General features: G+C 71.0%; 19 protein-coding genes. 12 read left to right on the forward strand and 7 right to left on the reverse strand.

From position 1 onward, the window contains the following. Positions 1–7 precede the first annotated feature (7 nt). Complete coding sequence (locus VH914_18435) at positions 8–832, reverse strand: alpha/beta hydrolase (protein HEX4493186.1); 825 nt, start codon at positions 830–832, stop codon at positions 8–10. Positions 833–918: 86 nt separating this feature from the next. Here VH914_18435 and VH914_18440 point away from each other — a divergent pair, with 86 nt between their 5' ends. The 3 genes from VH914_18440 (at position 919) to VH914_18450 (ending at position 3,825) form a co-directional block, all read left to right on the forward strand. Beyond that, positions 919–1,932, forward strand: a complete 1,014-nt coding sequence (locus VH914_18440) for a lysylphosphatidylglycerol synthase transmembrane domain-containing protein (GenBank protein ID HEX4493187.1) — start codon at positions 919–921, stop codon at positions 1,930–1,932. Beyond that, on the forward strand, positions 1,929–2,723 hold the full coding sequence (locus tag VH914_18445) for a phosphatase PAP2 family protein (protein ID HEX4493188.1): 795 nt from the start codon (positions 1,929–1,931) through the stop codon (positions 2,721–2,723). The genes VH914_18440 and VH914_18445 overlap by 4 nt, the downstream gene beginning before the upstream one ends. Before the next feature lie 337 nt (positions 2,724–3,060). Beyond that, positions 3,061–3,825: a VOC family protein gene (locus VH914_18450; protein HEX4493189.1), complete on the forward strand. Its 765-nt coding sequence runs from the start codon at positions 3,061–3,063 to the stop codon at positions 3,823–3,825. Here VH914_18450 and VH914_18455 read toward each other — a convergent pair. Further along, the gene (locus tag VH914_18455) at positions 3,809–4,714 is read right to left on the reverse strand and encodes a LysR family transcriptional regulator (GenBank protein ID HEX4493190.1); all 906 of its coding nucleotides are present in this window, start codon (positions 4,712–4,714) and stop codon (positions 3,809–3,811) included. The two genes, VH914_18450 and VH914_18455, sit on opposite strands and share 17 nt — an antisense overlap. Before the next feature lie 224 nt (positions 4,715–4,938). Between VH914_18455 and VH914_18460 the strand changes: the two genes are divergently transcribed. The 9 genes from VH914_18460 to VH914_18500 are packed head-to-tail and all read left to right on the forward strand — an operon-like array spanning position 4,939 to position 11,736. After that, positions 4,939–5,286 (forward strand): WhiB family transcriptional regulator, encoded by a 348-nt coding sequence (locus tag VH914_18460; GenBank protein HEX4493191.1) that lies wholly within the window; start codon positions 4,939–4,941, stop codon positions 5,284–5,286. A gap of 30 nt (positions 5,287–5,316) precedes the next feature. After that, positions 5,317–6,375 carry a phosphotransferase family protein gene (locus VH914_18465; protein ID HEX4493192.1) on the forward strand — a complete coding sequence of 353 codons (1,059 nt, stop codon included), beginning with the start codon at positions 5,317–5,319 and terminating at the stop codon, positions 6,373–6,375. Continuing rightward, the gene (locus tag VH914_18470) at positions 6,375–6,791 is read left to right on the forward strand and encodes a CrcB family protein (protein ID HEX4493193.1); all 417 of its coding nucleotides are present in this window, start codon (positions 6,375–6,377) and stop codon (positions 6,789–6,791) included. The genes VH914_18465 and VH914_18470 overlap by 1 nt, the downstream gene beginning before the upstream one ends. After that, a complete protein-coding gene (gene crcB, locus VH914_18475; GenBank protein ID HEX4493194.1) occupies positions 6,788–7,153 on the forward strand; it encodes a fluoride efflux transporter CrcB in 366 nt (121 codons plus the stop codon). Before VH914_18470 ends, crcB begins: the two co-directional genes overlap by 4 nt. Before the next feature lie 30 nt (positions 7,154–7,183). Further along, positions 7,184–8,383 carry a CoA transferase gene (locus VH914_18480; GenBank protein HEX4493195.1) on the forward strand — a complete coding sequence of 400 codons (1,200 nt, stop codon included), beginning with the start codon at positions 7,184–7,186 and terminating at the stop codon, positions 8,381–8,383. A 42-nt stretch (positions 8,384–8,425) separates the two neighbouring features. Then, positions 8,426–8,932 (forward strand): sigma-70 family RNA polymerase sigma factor, encoded by a 507-nt coding sequence (locus VH914_18485; GenBank protein ID HEX4493196.1) that lies wholly within the window; start codon positions 8,426–8,428, stop codon positions 8,930–8,932. Further along, positions 8,929–9,960 (forward strand): hypothetical protein, encoded by a 1,032-nt coding sequence (locus tag VH914_18490; GenBank protein ID HEX4493197.1) that lies wholly within the window; start codon positions 8,929–8,931, stop codon positions 9,958–9,960. The genes VH914_18485 and VH914_18490 overlap by 4 nt, the downstream gene beginning before the upstream one ends. Before the next feature lie 19 nt (positions 9,961–9,979). After that, entirely contained in the window at positions 9,980–10,822 is an 843-nt protein-coding gene (locus VH914_18495; GenBank protein ID HEX4493198.1) for a fumarylacetoacetate hydrolase family protein, read from the forward strand. Then, positions 10,819–11,736 (forward strand): PAC2 family protein, encoded by a 918-nt coding sequence (locus VH914_18500; GenBank protein HEX4493199.1) that lies wholly within the window; start codon positions 10,819–10,821, stop codon positions 11,734–11,736. The genes VH914_18495 and VH914_18500 overlap by 4 nt, the downstream gene beginning before the upstream one ends. A 2-nt stretch (positions 11,737–11,738) precedes the next feature. Here the strand turns inward: VH914_18500 and VH914_18505 are convergent, their stop codons facing one another. From VH914_18505 to sufD, 5 genes are all read right to left on the reverse strand, one after another. Continuing rightward, positions 11,739–12,512: a hypothetical protein gene (locus VH914_18505; GenBank protein ID HEX4493200.1), complete on the reverse strand. Its 774-nt coding sequence runs from the start codon at positions 12,510–12,512 to the stop codon at positions 11,739–11,741. A gap of 23 nt (positions 12,513–12,535) precedes the next feature. Continuing rightward, positions 12,536–13,870 (reverse strand): M20/M25/M40 family metallo-hydrolase, encoded by a 1,335-nt coding sequence (locus VH914_18510; GenBank protein ID HEX4493201.1) that lies wholly within the window; start codon positions 13,868–13,870, stop codon positions 12,536–12,538. A gap of 350 nt (positions 13,871–14,220) precedes the next feature. Further along, complete coding sequence (gene sufC / locus VH914_18515; protein ID HEX4493202.1) at positions 14,221–15,015, reverse strand: Fe-S cluster assembly ATPase SufC; 795 nt, start codon at positions 15,013–15,015, stop codon at positions 14,221–14,223. Next, complete coding sequence (locus tag VH914_18520) at positions 15,012–15,344, reverse strand: non-heme iron oxygenase ferredoxin subunit (protein HEX4493203.1); 333 nt, start codon at positions 15,342–15,344, stop codon at positions 15,012–15,014. The genes sufC and VH914_18520 overlap by 4 nt, the downstream gene beginning before the upstream one ends. 82 nt (positions 15,345–15,426) lie before the next feature. Beyond that, positions 15,427–16,728, reverse strand: a complete 1,302-nt coding sequence (sufD, locus tag VH914_18525) for a Fe-S cluster assembly protein SufD (GenBank protein HEX4493204.1) — start codon at positions 16,726–16,728, stop codon at positions 15,427–15,429. Positions 16,729–16,741 lie beyond the last annotated feature (13 nt).

The following is a 16,741-nucleotide window of genomic DNA, read 5'->3' on the forward strand; positions in this document are numbered from 1 at the left end:
CACCCGCTCAGGCGACCGGAGCCGGCAACCCGGCCAGGAAACCGTCGAGCGCGGCGGCCCACGCGTCCGGTGCCTCGAACTGCGGGGAGTGTCCGGCGTTCGGCAGCATCGCGAGCTGCGCACCCGGGATCGTCGCGGCCATCGAGCGCGACGCGTCGAGGAACGCGTCGTCCTGCGCGCCGACGATCACGAGGGTCGGACAGCTCACACCGCGCAACCGCGACAGGTCGTCGTCCTGGTTCGCGATCTCGACCGCCAGCGTCCCCCACGCCACGATCGAGGTGTCGGCCCACTTCCGCGCGTCGAACTCGGCGTAGCCGGGGCGGTCGGCGAGCATGCGCTTGTACGCAGGTGTGTCGAGCGTGCCCGCGGCCACGAGCATCTCGTGCAACACGTCCTTGCCCTGCGTGAAACCGATCTCGGCGGCGGCCTCGACGAGCTCGGGCACGAGCACCGGAATCCGGGCCGCGCTCGTGTCCATCAGCACGAGCGCCTCGACGCGCTCGGGATGCTCGAGCGGCATGCGGCGCACGACCATGCCGCCCATGGAGTGGCCGAGCACGCGGAAGCGATCGAGACCGACCGCGTCGGCGACCGCCCACGTGTCGGCGCGCAGGCGCGCGAGCGAGTACGACTCGGCGGACGGCGGGTGGCCGCTCGCACCGTGACCGCGGTGGTCGAAGACGACGACCGTGTGACGGCGCGCGAGCCGCTCGACGTGATCGGCGAAGTCCTCCTTCGCGCCGCCGTGGCCGTGCACGAGCAGCAGCCCGGGGCCCGAGCCCGCGACTTCCACCGCGAGCTCGACGCCGTCATCGGTCGTGATCTTCAAGGTTCGCCACCTCCCGAATCGACCTCATCATCGTCGCCCGTGGAACCCGCAGACCGCCACCCCGGCGCCCGTAGTCTGGACTCGCCATGCCGCCGACCGCCCCGCCCGACCCGATCGCTCCCGAGGGTGTCGCGGCGCCGTCGGGCCGGTGGAAGGTGGTCGTGCGCATCCTCGTGAGCGCGATCGTGCTCACGATCCTCGTGCTGAAGACGCCGCACTTCGGCGACGTGCTCCCCCATCACGACCACGGGCGCACGGTGCTGCTGCTCACCGTGGCGCTGCTGCTGATCTTCTCGGGGATCGTGCTGCAGGCGTGGCGCTGGCAGCAGGTGCTGAACGCGTTCGGCCGTCACGTGGGCATCGTGCGCCTGACCGCGTACACGCTCGCGGGTCAGTTCGTCGGCAACGTGCTGCCCTCGACGATCGGCGGCGATGTCGTGCGCATCAGCCGCGTCGGCGCCACGATCGACTCGACCGAGACCGCGTTCGCATCGGTCGCGATCGAGCGGCTCACGGGCTTCATCGCGCTGCCCGCGCTCGTGCTCGTCGGGTTCGTCGTGCACCCGTCGCTCTTCCACACGCGCCACGCGCCGCTCGCGCTCGTCATCGCCGCGGTGACGCTCGGCGCGCTCGGTCTCATCCTCGCGGCCGCCGCGCACCGCCGGCTCGCGGGCCGCTTCGCGGAGAACCAGAGCTGGACCCGCTTCATCGGCGCGGTACACGTCGGCGTCGATCGCTTGCGCCGCTATCCGCGCCAGGCGCTCGGTGTCATCGGCACGTCGTTCGCCTACCAGATCTCCGTGATCGTCGCGATCGTCTGCATCGTGCGGACGCTCGAGCTGCCGGTGCCGACCGGCGCGGTGATCGCGTTCGTGCCCGCGGTCGCGATGGCGCAAGCGGTGCCGATCTCGATCGGCGGGCTCGGGGTACGCGAGGGAATGCTCGTGCTGTTCCTGCACCCGTTCGGCGTTCGCAACGCGCAGGCGATCGCGGTCGGACTGCTCTGGTACGCGGGCGTCCTCATCGTGAGCATGATCGGCGCGCCCGCGTTCGCGGTCGGCAAGCGCCGCCCGCCCGTCGTCGCGGGACGCGCCTCATGAGCACCAGCACCGATACCGACGCGATCGCGCGACCGAAGCGCGGCGGCCGCCGGCTGAGCGACGGCGCGGTGATCTACTGGTGGGTCGAAGTCCTGATGATCCTCGCGTTCTACTTCGTGTATTCCGCGATCCGGAACGCGAACAAGAGCGACCCATCGGAGGCGCTCCACAACGCGCGCACGATCATCGACTGGGAGCAGCACCTCTCGATCTTCCACGAGGCGCGGCTCGAGCACTGGGCGCTACACGCGAAGTGGCTCGTGATCGCGTGCAACTACTACTACGGATCGTTGCACTTCGTCGTCACCATCGGTGTCGCCATCGTGCTGTTCCGCAAGTGGTCGGACGACTACCCGCGTTGGCGCAACACGCTCGGTGTGTCGACGGCCCTCGCGCTCGTCGGCTTCATCTCGTACCCGCTCATGCCGCCGCGCCTGCTCGGGCAGTTCGGGCTGTCGCACTACCACTTCGTCGACACGCTCGACCGCTACCCCACGTTCTGGTCGTTCGACTCCGGCGCGGTGAGCAAGATCTCGAACCAGTTCGCGGCGATGCCGAGCGTGCACTGCTGCTGGGCGCTGTGGTGCGCGTGCGTGATGATCTCGCACGCGAAGAAGCCGATCGCGCGCGCCGCCGCCGCGCTGTATCCGGTTGCGACGGTCTCGGTGATCGTGCTCACCGCGAACCACTACTTCCTCGACGCAGTCGGCGGCTTCACGATCCTCGGCATCGGCTACGTCGTCGCGCAGCTCACGACGCGCGCGGGTCGGCGAGAACGGGCGCCCGCATGAGCAGCGAGGCGCAGACCAAGCGAGCGGAGGGTCCTGCGATCGACCCTCACCGTCCGGTTCGAGCGAGCGAGGTCGGAGCCGCATGAGCAACGAGGCGCAGACCGAGCGAGCGGAGGGTCCTGCGATCGACCCTCACGGTCCGGTTCGAGCAAGCGAGGTCGGAGCCGCATGAGCAACGAGGCGCAGACCGAGCGAGCGGAGGGTCCTGCGATCGACCCTCACGGTCCGGGTCGGCGAGAACGGGCACCCGCATGAGCAGCGAGGCGCAGACCGAGCGAGCGGAGGGTCGCGCGATCGACCCTCACGGTCCGGTTCGAGCAAGCCAGGTCGGAGCCGCATGAGCAACGAGGCGCAGATCGATCTCGATCACATCGCGATCGCGGCGGCCGACACCGCGCCCGGTCTGCGGTTCCTCACCGGCACCCTCGGCGGCACGGTGCTGTCGGGCGGCCAGGCGATCGGCTTCCGTCCGATGCAGGTGCTCGTCGGCGATCGCGACGGCGGCATGAAGGTCGAGCTGCTCGAACCGTGGGAGACCGAGCGCAACGACTTCCTCGCGCGCTTCGTCGCGCACACCGGCGCCGGACCGCACCACCTCACGTTCAAGGTGCCCGACTTCGACGACGCGCTCGACGCGGCGCGCGCCGCGGGCTTCACGCCGGTCGGGATCGACCGCTCCGACCCCCGCTGGCACGAAGCGTTCCTGCACCCCCGTGAAGCGCACGGCACCGTCGTGCAGCTCGCGCAGGCGAGCGACGCCGCGGACCGGGCCTCGTGGCTCGCCTACGTCGCGCAGCACGGGCCGTCGGGCGAGCCCATCTGGTGGGTCGACCCCGAGCCGCCGACCGAGGGCACCACGTACCTGCGGCGCGTCGTGCTCGGCGCGCCCGACCCTGCGGTCGTGCTGCCGCTCTACCGCGACCTGCTCGGCGGCGAGGTCGTCGCGAAGGACGACGGCGCGACCGAGCTCGCGTGGCCGGGTGGTGGACGCATCCGCGTCGAGACCCGCGCCGATCGCGCGCCCGGCGTCGACCGCCTCGAGGTCGAGGGGCTCGGCGCGCCGACCAACGTGCTCGGCACCTGGTTCACACCTTCGTCGTAGCGCCTCGGCGCTGCGATCGCACGAGGCGGACGACCGCGTCGCGCACCGCGGCGTCGGCGAGCGAGAGTCGCACGCCGCGCGCGGTCACGAGCGCGAGCCGGCGCGGCGGCATGTCGGCGATCGCGACCGAGCGCATGCCGGGATCCCCCGGCGGCACCGCGGTCTCGGGGATGATCGACACGCCCGCGCCCGCGGCGACGAGGTCGCCGATGAGCCGCACGCCCTCGATCTCGATCGGGACCGACAACGTCAGGCCCTGATCGTGCGCCGCGCCCTCGACCTCGGAGCGCAGCGGGTTACCGAGCGGTGGCAGGATCATCGTGTGCGCGGCGAGCACCGCGAGCGGCACCGGCTCCTTGGCACCGAGATCGACCGAGTTCGGTACGAGCCCGACGAGGTCCTCGTCGAGCAGGTGCTCGACGACGAGCCGCGAGTCGCTCACCGGTTCGGTGACGACGGCCTGCGACAGCTCTCGTTCGGCCACCTCACCCGCGAGCCGCTCCGACGCGCCTTCCGTCACGCGCAGCGAGAGCGCGGGCGCCTGCATGCGGAGGTCGGCGACGAGCGCGGGCACGAGCCACCGGCTGATCGTGCCGACCGCGCCGAACGTGGCGTGGCCGGTCTGCAGGCCCTGGAGCATCGAGAGGTCGGCGCGCAGGTCGTCGAGTTCGCGGCGCACGTGGCGGGCGCGCTCGAGCACGATCGTGCCGAACTCGGTGGGCACCGCGCCCCGGCGGCCCCGGCTGAAGAGGCTCACGCCGAGCTCGTCCTCGAGCTGGCGGATCTGCTCGGACACGTTCGACTGGACCGTGTGCAGCTGATCGGCCGCGCCCGTGAACGATCCGGCGTCGGCCACGGCCTGCAGGGTCTCGAGATGGCGCAGCTCCATCGGTCGCTCCGGGCGTCAGGACGGGCGTGTGGGCCCGTCGCATGTGAAAATCTCCACAAGCGATGTATAGCATCGTTTTCAGCCGTTTGACAGATTGCACGATCGCCGGTTGACTCTCGGGTACTGGATGACTCGGAGAGCCGGCCTCCCCCCGGCCGGCTCTCCGATCTCCGGTTCGGTACCGCCCCATCGCCCCGGCTCGCACGGGCGGAAGGATTCTGCACATGCCCACTGACACCGTCTCGAGCATCGTGTTCACGGGGGTCCTCGAGTGGACCGCCGACTCGGCCTGCAGCGGTCGGACCGAGCTCTTCTTCGCCCCAGCCGGCGAGCGACCCGAAGCCCGGGTCGTGCGCGAGGCCGACGCCCGCGCCATCTGTCGTGAGTGCCCCGTGCTGCTCGAGTGCCGCGACTGGGCGCGCGAGCACCGCGAGTACGGCTTCTGGGGCGGCGAGTCCGAGGAAGAGCGGGCCGCAGCCGGTTATCGGGTCGACATGCCCGTCGGTCGCGTGGCGCGCTACCCCCGCGGCAACGGCACGCCCGTCGAGCCGCGCATCTCCAGGATCGCGTAGGCGCTCAGAACTCGCTACCGTGCCGCTCTCGTGAGCGAGCACGACACGACCCTCGACGGGGTCGACCTCGAAGCCCTGCGGCCCTGGTTCGCGCGTGAAGTCGCGGACGCGACCGGCGCACCGCTGCAGGCGTCGCTGATCTCCGGCGGACGGTCGAACCTCACGTACGCGATCGGTGACGGCGCGCACGAGTGGGTGCTGCGGCGGCCGCCGCTCGGGCACGTGCTCCCGACCGCGCACGACATGGCCCGCGAGTACACGGTCATCCGCGCGCTCGCGGGGACCGCAGTTCCGGTCCCCGAGGCCTACGCGTTCTGCGACGACGCGAGCGTGAACGGTGCGCCCTTCTACGTGATGTCGCGCGTCGACGGTCAGATCCTGCGGACGCCCGACGACATGGCGACGCTCACGAACGACGAAGCCCGCCGCGGTTCCGAGGCGCTCGTCGACGTGCTCGCCGCGATCCACGGCGTCGACTACACGGCCGTCGGACTCGGCGACTTCGGTCATCCCGACGGCTTCCTCGCGCGCCAGGTTCGTCGGTGGGGCGAGCAGTGGGAACGCTCGAAGGTCAACGAGATCCCTTCCATCGAGGAGCTCGCCCGCCGGCTGCGCGCCGCGCTCCCGACGTCACCGCCGCCGACGATCGTGCACGGCGACTACCGGCTCGACAACACGATGCTCGCGGCCGACGATCCGGGGCGCGTGGTCGCCGTGCTCGACTGGGAGATGTCGACGCTGGGCGACCCGCTCGCCGACCTCGGACTGTTCCTCCTCTACTGGGGTCAGGCCGATGCGCAGGTGATCGCGACCGGCGCGGGCATCGACCCCTCGAAGGGTTTCCTGTCGCGCGCCGACGTCGTCGACCGCTACGCGGCGGCGACCGGCACACCGCTCGACGCGCTCGAGTGGTACGAGGCGTTCGCGGCGTTCAAGCTCGCGATCATCGTCGCCGGCATCCACGCTCGGTACCTCATGGGCAAGACCCTCGGCGAGGGCTTCGACAGCATGGGCGAGATGGTCGCCCGGCTCGCCGATGCCGCGCTCGAGCGCGCGAACCACTCGTCGATCGCCGCGCTGCGAGGCTGATGCGCGATCGCGCGCGCGAGGTCGCGGTCATCGCGATCGGCGGCGCACTCGGCGCGTCCGCACGCTACGGCGTCGCGCGTGCCGAACCGGTGAAGGCCGGCACGTTTCCGTTGTCGACCTTCGGCATCAACGTCGTCGGTGCACTCGTGCTCGCAGTGCTGCTCGAGACGCTCGCGCGCCGCGGCGTGCCGCCGTGGTGGATCCGCCCGTTCGGCGCGATCGGTGTGCTCGGGGGATTCACGACCTTCTCGACGATGTGCGTCGAGGCCATGCTTCTCGGGCGCGACGGACACGTGCCGCTCGCGATTCTGTACGCGCTCGTGAGCATCGCGACGGGTGTGATCGTCGTGGTCGCGGGGCTACGGCTCGCGGGGCTGGGACCGCGCGTCGTGCCGCCCGAGGAAGGCGAGTCGTGACGCTGCTCGGCGTCGCGATCGCGGGCGCGCTCGGTGCACCCGCGCGCTATCTCGTCGAGCTGGCGATCAGCGCGCGCACGGGCCGGCGCTTTCCGTGGGGCACGTTCGTCGTGAACGTGACGGGTTCGTTCACGCTCGGCTTCATCACCGGGCTGGCGCTGTACCACGGGCTCGCAACCGCGCCGAAGGCGGTCGTCGGCACCGGCTTCGTCGGCGCGTACACGACGTATTCCACGTACGCGTACGAGAGCGTCGACGTCGCGGCGCGTCGGTCGACGCGGCTCGCGAGCGCGTACGCGATCGGCTCGGTCGTCGCAGGAGTGGCCGCCGCGACGCTGGGGCTCATCATCGCGGCCGTGTGATACTGCCCGCGGCTTTCGAGGAGGACGCACATGGGTGTGATGGACGGCATCAAGGTCGTCGAGGTCGCGGAGCACGGATTCGTGCCGTCGGCGGCGGCGATCCTCGCCGATTGGGGAGCCGATGTCGTGAAGGTCGAGCGCGCGACCGGTGATCCGCTGCGCGGGATCATGGGCGCGGGCTTCGTCGCCGACACCGGCGACTTCAACTTCTTGTTCGAGCAGTTCAACCGCAACAAGCGCGGCGTCTCGATCGACCTGCGCTCCGACGACGGGCGCGCCGCGCTCGACAAGCTGCTCGAGTGGGCCGACGTGTTCATCACGAACTTCTTGCCGTCGGCGCGCACGAAGCTGCGCCTCCAACCCGAGGACGTGTGGGCCGTGAATCCGCGCCTCGTGTACGCGCGTGGGCACGGGCAGGGCCAGCGCGGACCCGACGCCGACCTCGGCGGCTTCGACTCCGTGTCGTACTGGTCGCGCGGCGGGATCGGGCACATGCTCACGCCGCCCGAGGGGCCGTTCATCATGCAGCGGGGCGCGATGGGCGACGGTCCGTCGGGCGCGTTCCTCGCGGGCGGCATCGGCACCGCGCTGTTCCAGCGCGAGCGCACCGGCAAGGGCGTGCTCGTCGACGTCGCGCTGCTCGGCGCCGCGGTGTGGACGCTCGCGGTCGACCTCGTGCCGACGTCGATCCTCGAGCGCGACCCCGACAAGTTCGGCGCGACCGTGCTGTCGAGTCCGCTCGTCGGCCCGTACGCGACGGCCGACGGCCGCTGGCTCGTCCTCAACATGCTCGATGCCGACCGGCACTGGGCACCCGCGTGCCGCGCGCTCGGGCTCGCGCATGTCATCGACGATCCTTCGTACGCGACGACCGAGGCGCGCGCCGAGAACCGGGTCGCGCTGCGCCAGTTGTTCATCGAGTGCATCGGCAGCCAGACGCTCGCCGACCTGCGCGCCGCGCTCAGTGCCGAGGACACCGTGTTCTCCGCGCTCGCGTCGCCGATCGAGGTGATCGCGGACCATCAGGTCGTCGAGAACGGGTACATGCCCGCGCACCCCGCGCACGAGAAGGCGCGCGTCGCGTCGGGTCCGGTGCAGTTCGACATGGAGACGACGACCGTCCGCCGACCCGCACCGAAGGTCGGCGAGCACACCGACGAAGTGCTCGGCGCCCTCGGCTTCTCGGCCGCCGACATCGAACGCCTGCGAGCCAGCGGCGCCATCGCGTAGGAGCGCGTCAACCTCGCTGCGGACTCGTGCGTTGACCCGTTGATGGGTGCGCGGCGCGAGGCCGACGACGGGTTCGAGGAGGCGTTCGACGGGTTGCTCGCGTCGGCGCGCGCCGTCGCCCGGCGACTGGTCGGCGGTGGTGCCGCGGCGGACGACGTCGCCGCGGAAGCTCTGGCTCGCGCGTACGCACGCTGGCCGAAGGTGCGCGACCTCGACTACCGCGACGCGTGGGTGATGCGCGTGACCGCGAACGTCGCGCTCGACACGCTGCGGCGCGCGCGACGTATGGCACCCGTCGACGCGCGTCACGTGACCGATCCGCAGGCCGACGCGGTCACGCGCCTCGCGCTCGCGGAGGCGTTGCGGCGGTTGCCGCGCCGTCAGCGCGATGTCGTCGTGCTGCGCTACCTCGCCGATCTGAGCGAGGCCGACGTCGCCGAGTCGCTCGGTGTGTCGGCGGGCACGGTCAAGCAGCACGCGCACCGCGCGCTCGGCGCGCTGCGACGCGCGCTCGGACCCGGGTTCCTCACCGGACAGGAGTCGACGTGAACGACGACCCGAACATCGAAGGCGTTCAACCCGTCGATCTTTCGCCGACGCGCGCCGAGCTGATCACGCGCGTGCGGGCGCGTGGTCGACGGATTCGCGCGCGACGGCGGCTCGCGATCACCGGCATCGCCGCGCTGATCGTCGTCGCGATCGCGGTTCCTGCAATCGCGATCGGTTCGGGTTCGTCGACGCACTCGAGCCCGCCCGCGGCGACGGCGTCCACCGGTCACGGCGACTTCCGCGTCTCACGCGTGCTCGGCGTCCGCCCGATGCATCCACAGGAGCCCGGCGCGCTGTGCATCAGCTCCGTCGACGGGCAGGACTGCTACGTCCTGGGCAAGACCCTGATCACCGCGCGCGATGTCGTGAGCGCTCAGGTCGTGCACAACCCGCCGGCCGGCTGGGACGTGCAGGTCAAGATCACACGCGCGGCAGGCGAGCAACTCCTCACGCTCGTGAATCATCGAGCGGCGATCGTCGTCGGCGGTCTCGTGATCAGCGCCCCCACCCTCGAACCCGGAGTGATCCCGACGACCGTCGAGGTCTCCAACCACCTCACGCGCCCGGACGCAGAAAACCTCGCCCTGGACATCACTGGTCGCGTGTCCACGCGGCCGGTCACGGCGCGCATCGACCTTCCCGGCGACCACACGTACGTCACCGGCACCGCGGTCGAAGGCGCGTTGGTCATCGACAGCGAGACCGGCAAGTGGTGGCGCGAGCCGCTCCTGAACGGCTGCCCGGTGGCGTGGCGGGTCGAGCTCAGCAGGCCCGGGATGAAGACGGCCGCGCCGATCTCGCACGGCTGCATCTTGAACCTCAAGGAATGGAAGGGCGTCGTGCGGTTCCCGTTCGCGATGCGTACGGTCACCGGCAGCTGCGAGGACGCGCCGGTCGCGGCGTCGTGCGTTCCCGGACCGCCGCTGCCACCGGGCCACTACACCGCAGTGCTCGTCACCGCTGGCGCCGGCTGGCCGCAACCGCGCGGTGTTCCCGTCACGCTGGTCGCCGCGCAGCCGTCACGCTGAGGCGTGACATCATGCGCGGATGCGGCTCGTCTCCATCGAAGGCAAGATGCACGCGCTCGCCGCGTCCGGCTCGGGCGCGATCGATCTCGCGGCGCTGACGGGTCTGCCGTCGGGACCGTGCAAGTTCCTCGAAGCCGGGGGCATCGACGCGGCGCGTGATCGCATGGCCGACGCGCCGGAGTCGGTGTCGTTGCTGCACGCGAAGCTCGACCCGGTGATCCCGAAGCCGCGCATGATCTGGGCGGTCGGGCTCAACTACCGCGACCATGCGGCCGAGAGCGGACGCGACGTGCCGACCGCGCCCACCCTCTTCGCCAAGTCGCCGGGCGCGCTCATCGCGCACGAGGACCCGATCGTCATTCCGCGCCACGTCGCCCAACCCGACTACGAGGGCGAGGTCGCGGTCGTGATCGGACGAACGGCGCGCGACGTCTCCGAGACCGACGCGCTCTCCTACGTCGCGGGAGTCACGTGCGCGCACGACGTCTCGTCGCGCGACCACCAGTACACGACCGGCCAGTTCACGTGGTCGAAGTCGTTCGACACCTTCTGCCCGCTCGGTCCGGTGCTCGTGAGCATCGACGAGGTCGACGTCGGCAACCTGTCGATCGAGACGCGCCTCAACGGCGACGTCGTGCAGTCGGCGAACACGCGCGACCTCGTGTTCTCGATCCCGACGCTCGTCGCGTGGATCAGCCAGGGCACGACGCTCCTCGCCGGCGACGTGATCCTCACGGGCACGCCCGCGGGCGTCGGCGCCGGGCGCACGCCACCACGCTGGCTGCTCGACGGCGACGTCGTCGAGATCACGGTCGAGGGCGTGGGCACGCTCCGCAACCGCGTCACCCGGAAGGACGCATGACGGTCAACTGGGCGAACAAGCCGCAGCTCGACCGGCCCGTGTTCGTCGCCGCGTTCGAAGGTTGGAACGACGCCGGCAACGCGGCGTCGGACGCGGTGCGATTCCTCGGCCGCTCGGCGAGCGCGGTCGAGCTCGCGACACTGGACCCGCAGGAATGGCTCGACTTCCAGGCCGCGCGGCCCGTCGTCACGATCGCCGACGGCGTCGTGCGCACGACGACATGGCCGAGCATCAAGTTCCTCGCGTCACCCGCAGCGGTCTCGGGCTTCGGGCGCGACCTCGTGCTGCTCGTCGGACCCGAACCGAACCTGCGCTGGCCGGCGTTCTGCGACGAGGTCGTCGGCGTCGCCCGCGAGCTGGGGTCCTCGCTCGCGATCACGCTCGGTGCGTTGCTCGCCGACGTGCCCCACACGCGTGCGATCCAAGTGACGGGCACCGCGAGCGATCCCGAGACGGTCGCGAGCCTGAACCTCACCCGCTCGCGTTACGAGGGTCCGACCGGGATCGTCGGCGTGCTCTCCGACGCCTTCCGGCGCGCGGGTATGCCGTCGGCGTCGTTGTGGGCGTCGGTCCCGCACTACGTGGCAACGCCGCCGAACCCGCGTGCGACGCACGCGCTGCTCGAACGGTTGGCCGAGCTCGTCGACGTGAACCTGCCGCTGCGGTCGCTCGAGATCGCCGGCGCGGCGTGGGTGCGGCAGGTCGACGAGGTCGCCGCGGGCGACGAGGACATCGGGCGCTACGTCCAGGAGCTCGAGACCCGTCACGACGCGACCGACGAAGCCGACGAGGACGACGACGACGGAACCGACGACGCGCTCGGCGCGCTGCGCGAGGAAGATCTCCCGACGGGTGACAGCCTCGCGGCCGACTTCGAGCAGTTCCTTCGCGACCAGTCCGAAGACGACGAGTAGCGCTACGAGAACCTGATCGCGGCGTCGGGCACCGCGAGCCCGGAGATCGCGGTCGTCCAGGTCTGCCCCGGCGCGATCGGCATCGCGTTCGTGAGGGTGCCGGTCGTGACGACCTCGCCGGCGGCAACCGGCTCTTCGCCCTGCGCCACGAGCACACCCGCGAGGTGCGCGAACGCGAGCAGCGGGCTGTCGAGCACATCGGCGCCGCCACCGGTCGCGGCGACTTCGCCGTCGCACGACAGCACGATCGTGAAGTCGCGCAACCGCGCGACGCATTCGGCCGCGTCGCTCACGGCGACCCGCGGACCGACGACCAGCTTGCCGTGCAGCACGCACGCGGCGACCGAGTCGGCGAGTCGGAAACGCCAACCCGGATACGGGCACTGCACGATCTCGAAGCCGTGCGCGATCCAGTCGACACAGTCGAGGATGGCGAGCTCGTCGGCAGCGGCCGGCGGTGTGCGCGCGAAGTGCAGCTGGATCTCGGGTTCGATGCGCGGCTGGATCAGGCGCGCGAGGTCGAGTTGCCACGGACCCGCACCGAGGTCGGGCGTCGTCGAGTCGTAGACCCAGCTCCACACCGGTCGGTCGATCCCGAACAGCGGCCAGACCGTGCGGTTCGTGAAGCCGATCTTGCGACCGACAGGGTGTTCGCCGCGCGCGACCCGCAACGCGTGCGCCGCAGCGCCGATCGCGTACCCGTCCGGCTCGTCGAGCGCCGGGTCGTCGTCGGTGAGCGGGGCGATCGTCGTGCCCGAATCGAACGCGTCGAGCACGCGGCGCGCCGCGGCTTCCGGCGTCACCCGAGGAGGTCGCGCGCCGTCGCGTCCCAGAGCTGTGTCGAGAGCTCGAGCGAATCGACGTCGACGCGCTCGTCGTTGCCATGGAACATCGTCGAGTAGTCCTCGAACGACAGCCGTTTGCTGAACAGGCCGTAGCCGTACGCGACCGAGCCGACCCGACGGAAGAACCGCGCGTCGGTCGCGCCGACCGTGAGGAACGGCACGATCGCGGAGTCCTGCACCAACCGGCCGCTCACGCGTTGCAGCGTCTCCCACAACGGCGTGTCACTCGGTGATGCGGTCGACTCGTTGTCGTCGAACGGTGTGATGTCGACACGCGACACGAGGTCGCCGAGCGCGGTCTCGATCATCTTGTGCACGTCGGCGCCCTTCTGACCGGGCAGCGTGCGGATGTCGACCTCGATCGAGACCTCGTCCGGAATGACGTTCGTCTTCGTGCCGCCGTGGATGATCGTCGGCGCGAAGGTGGTGTGCGTGCACGCGTGCGCTTCGCGCGCGAGACCGAGCGGCAGGATCTCGCAGAGCTCGTCGATGCGATCCGCGTCGAGCAGCGGCTCGGAGATCTCGGGCGGGAACTCGACGCCGCCGATGAAATCGCGCCAGATGTTGTGGATCTGCGCGGGCGGCCGGTAGTCGGCGAGTCGGCGGACGACGTCGGCCGCGGTGACGAGCGCATTGTCGGTGCGGAGCGGCTGCGACGCGTGGCCGGGCGTGCCCTTCACCGTGATGCGGCACCAGTACGAGCCCTTCTCGCCGACGAGCACCGGCAGCTTCGGCCCACTCGGCGCGGGCATCTGGAATCCGCCCGACTCGGTGATCACGTAGTCGGCCGCGACCGCGTCGCGCTGTTGCTCGACGAGGTGCTCCGCACCCCACGTGCCGAGGCTCTCCTCGTCGGCGACCGCGAGATACACCAGCGTGCCCTTCGGCTTGAACCCCGACTTCGCCAGGCCTTTGAACGCGACCGCCATCGACGCAGTGAGGTTGAGCATGTCGACCGCGCCGCGCCCCCACACCTCGCCGTCGACGAGCTCGCCACCGAACGGATCGCGCCGCCAGCTCTCGGGCGTCACCGGCACGACGTCGGTGTGGCCCATCAGCAACAGCGTCGGCGCGTTCGGGTCGCTGCCCTCGATGCGCGCGACGAGGTTCTCGCGCCCCGGCTTCGGCTCGTACCGTTCGAGGTCGAGCCCGGTGTCGCCGAGGTACTGCGCGAGCACGTCGACGCTGCGGCTCTCCTGCCCCGACTCGTCCGTGCCGTCGTTCACACACGCGTTCCGGATCAGGTGCTGGAGTAGATCCGTCACTTCATTGCGAACGTCGTTCGTCATGGTGTCGACCTTCCGGCGCGTTTGGATAGCCGTGGATACCGCTGAGCGGTACTCAATGCTCGCGAAAGCGACGCTATCCGGACGACCTCCGCTTGGCGTCCCACGATTCGTCGCGCTTCCCGCAAAGGGACCGAGCGCGCGCATCTTCGAGCCCGTGTGCGTGCCAGGAGGTGATTTCGACGCCCGACCCCCCGAAGGAGCCCCGCGCATCCTCACGACCGCCAACTGGCTCAGTAGGCCGACGGCGACCGCGGCCCAAACCCCTCGACTCCTCGGAGTGCGCCTTCTGGTCCCGTCAATTTCCCTGAGGGGAACTCGCGCGCCGGAAACAGCTCGCCGGCCGAGTGCAGCTAGAACGGATCGGCGAAGGGATCTTCGGGAACGGTGACGGCCGGGGCGAGGTCGTCGACGCCGAACGACTTCGCCACCTCCTCGTACCCCTCGGCCTCGAGCCGGTCGGCGAGCTCGGGACCGCCGCTGCCGATCACGCGGCCGCGCACGAGCACGTGGACGCGATCCGGTCGCAGCTCGGTGAGCAGCCGCGGGTAGTGCGTGATCGCGAGCACGCCGAGCCCGCGCGTCGCAGCCATGTCGGCGACGGCGCGCGCGACATCGCGCATTGCGTCGACGTCGAGGCCCGAGTCGATCTCGTCGAGGATCGCAAACTTCGGTTCGAGCAGCGCGAGCTGCAGCGTCTCGAGCCGCTTCTTCTCCCCGCCCGAGAACTCGTCGTTGATGCCGCGGGTGAGGAACTCGTCGCGTACACCGAGTCGCTCGGCCTCGCTCGCGAGCCGCGTGCCGAGGTCCGAGGCGTCGCCGCCCCGACCGCGCACCGCCGCGACCATGAAGTCCTCGAGCCGCACGCCCGGCACCTCGACCGGATACTGCATCGCGACGAACAACCCGTGCGCGGCGCGCTGCCAGGTCGGCATGCCGAGCAGCTCGTCGCCGTCGATGGTGACGGAACCGGCGGTCACCGCGTAGTCGGCGCGCCCCATGAGCGTGTGCGAGAGCGTCGACTTCCCGGAGCCGTTCGGGCCCATGAGCGCGTGCACCTCGCCCGAGGCGACCTCGAGGTCGACACCGCGCAGGATCTCGTGGCCCGCGATGCCCGCGTGGAGGTTCGAGACGACGAGGGTGCTCACGCGACGTCCTCGCCGGGCACGACGAGCAGCACGTCGTCGCCCTCGACGCGCACCTCGTACACCGGAACCGCGCGCGTCGCCGGCAGCGTCTGCGGCTCACCGTCGAGCAACGAGAACGTCGAGCCGTGCTTCGGGCACTCGAGCTCGCGCTCGTCGCTCCACACGTCGCCTTCCGAGAGCGACTCGTCGGCGTGCGAGCAGCGGTCGGCGATCGCGTACCAGTCGTCGCCGATGCGCACGACCGCGATGCGCAGCCCGGCGACGTCGACGCGCGTCGCGGAATCGGGCTTCAAGTCGTTCACCCCGAGCAAGCGCATCACGTCGCTCACGATGCGGCTCCGATCTTCGGCGCTCGAAGCGGACGGCACAGCGTCGTCCCGAGGCCGACCGCGCCTTCGGTCTGCGCCCGGCTCACGCGCGCGCCCTCCGGTGCTCGATCTTGTCGACGATCGCGCGGCGTAGCGACGCGGTGAGCGCGTGCAGCGGCAGGCGGTCGAGCACGTCGTCGAAGAAGCCGAGCACGATGAGCCGTTCGGCCTCCTCGGGCGGCACGCCGCGGCTCTCGAGGTAGTAGCGCTGGTCGGCGTCGATCGAGCCGACGGCGGACGCGTGCGAGCACTTCACGTCGTTGTTGAGGATCTCGAGATTCGGGATCGACTCCGCGCCCGCGCCTTCGGTCAGCACGAGGTTGCGGTTCGTCTGGTACGCCTCGGTCTTGCGCGCGTCCTCGCCGATCCGGATGAAGCCCGAGTACACCGAACGCGCCTCGTCCTCGACCGCGCCCTTGAACAGCAGGTTGCTGCGCGTGCTCGGCGCGGTGTGCTCCTGCAGGGTGCGGAAGTCGAGCATCTGCTTGCCGTCGCCGAAGTAGACGGCGAGGAGGTCGCTCTCGGCGCCGCTCCCCGCGAGCACCGACTCGCTGCGCAGGCGCGCGTAGTCGCCGCCGAGCGCGATCGCGGCGGAGCTGAGCGTCGCGTCGGCGCCGAGGTGTGCGCGTTGCGTCGCGATGCTCCACGTGCGCGCGCCGTGCTGCTGCACCGAGAGGTAGCCGACGCGCGCGGCGTCGCCGACCAGGAGCTCGACCGCGCCGACGACGAGATGCGACGTCGCGGGCGAGCCGGTGCGCTCGAGGACCGTGACCTCGCTGTTCTCACCGGCGATCACGAGCGTGTGCGGGAAGCTCGCCTGACCGTCGCCCTCGCACCAGTGCAAGACGACGATCGGGTGCGGCACGACGACGTTGCGGGGCACCACGACGACCGCGGCGCCCGCGAGGAACGCGTCGTGCAGCACCGTGAACGCGTCCTCGGACTCCGACGTCGCGGAGCCGAGGTGCGCGCGCACCTCGTCGTCGATCCCGCAGGTCGCGAGCTCGCAGACGCGCACGCCCTTCGCCTCGACGTCGGCGTCGAGCTCGCGGTGCACGACCCGGCCGTCGCGCACGACGACCATCCCCGAGACCGTGCCGACCTCCGCCGCCCACGGTCCTCCACCCGGCGCGCGCTCGGCGCCGACGGGTCCGATCTCGTCGGAGGTGAACGGCCGGTAGCGGTCGAGGTCGAACTCGTCGACCCGGCTGTAGCGCCAGATCTCCTCGGCCGGTGTCGGCCACGTGATGTCGGCGAGGCGCTCGGCCGCCTGCACGCGTCGCTCGACGAGCCAGTCGGGCCCGCCGAGGGCGCGCGCGGCGTCGGGACTGAACGCGGCGGTCATCGTGCGCGGTGAC

Source organism: Acidimicrobiia bacterium (assembly GCA_036271555.1).
In the GTDB taxonomy this organism is placed as follows: domain Bacteria; phylum Actinomycetota; class Acidimicrobiia; order IMCC26256; family PALSA-610; genus DATBAK01.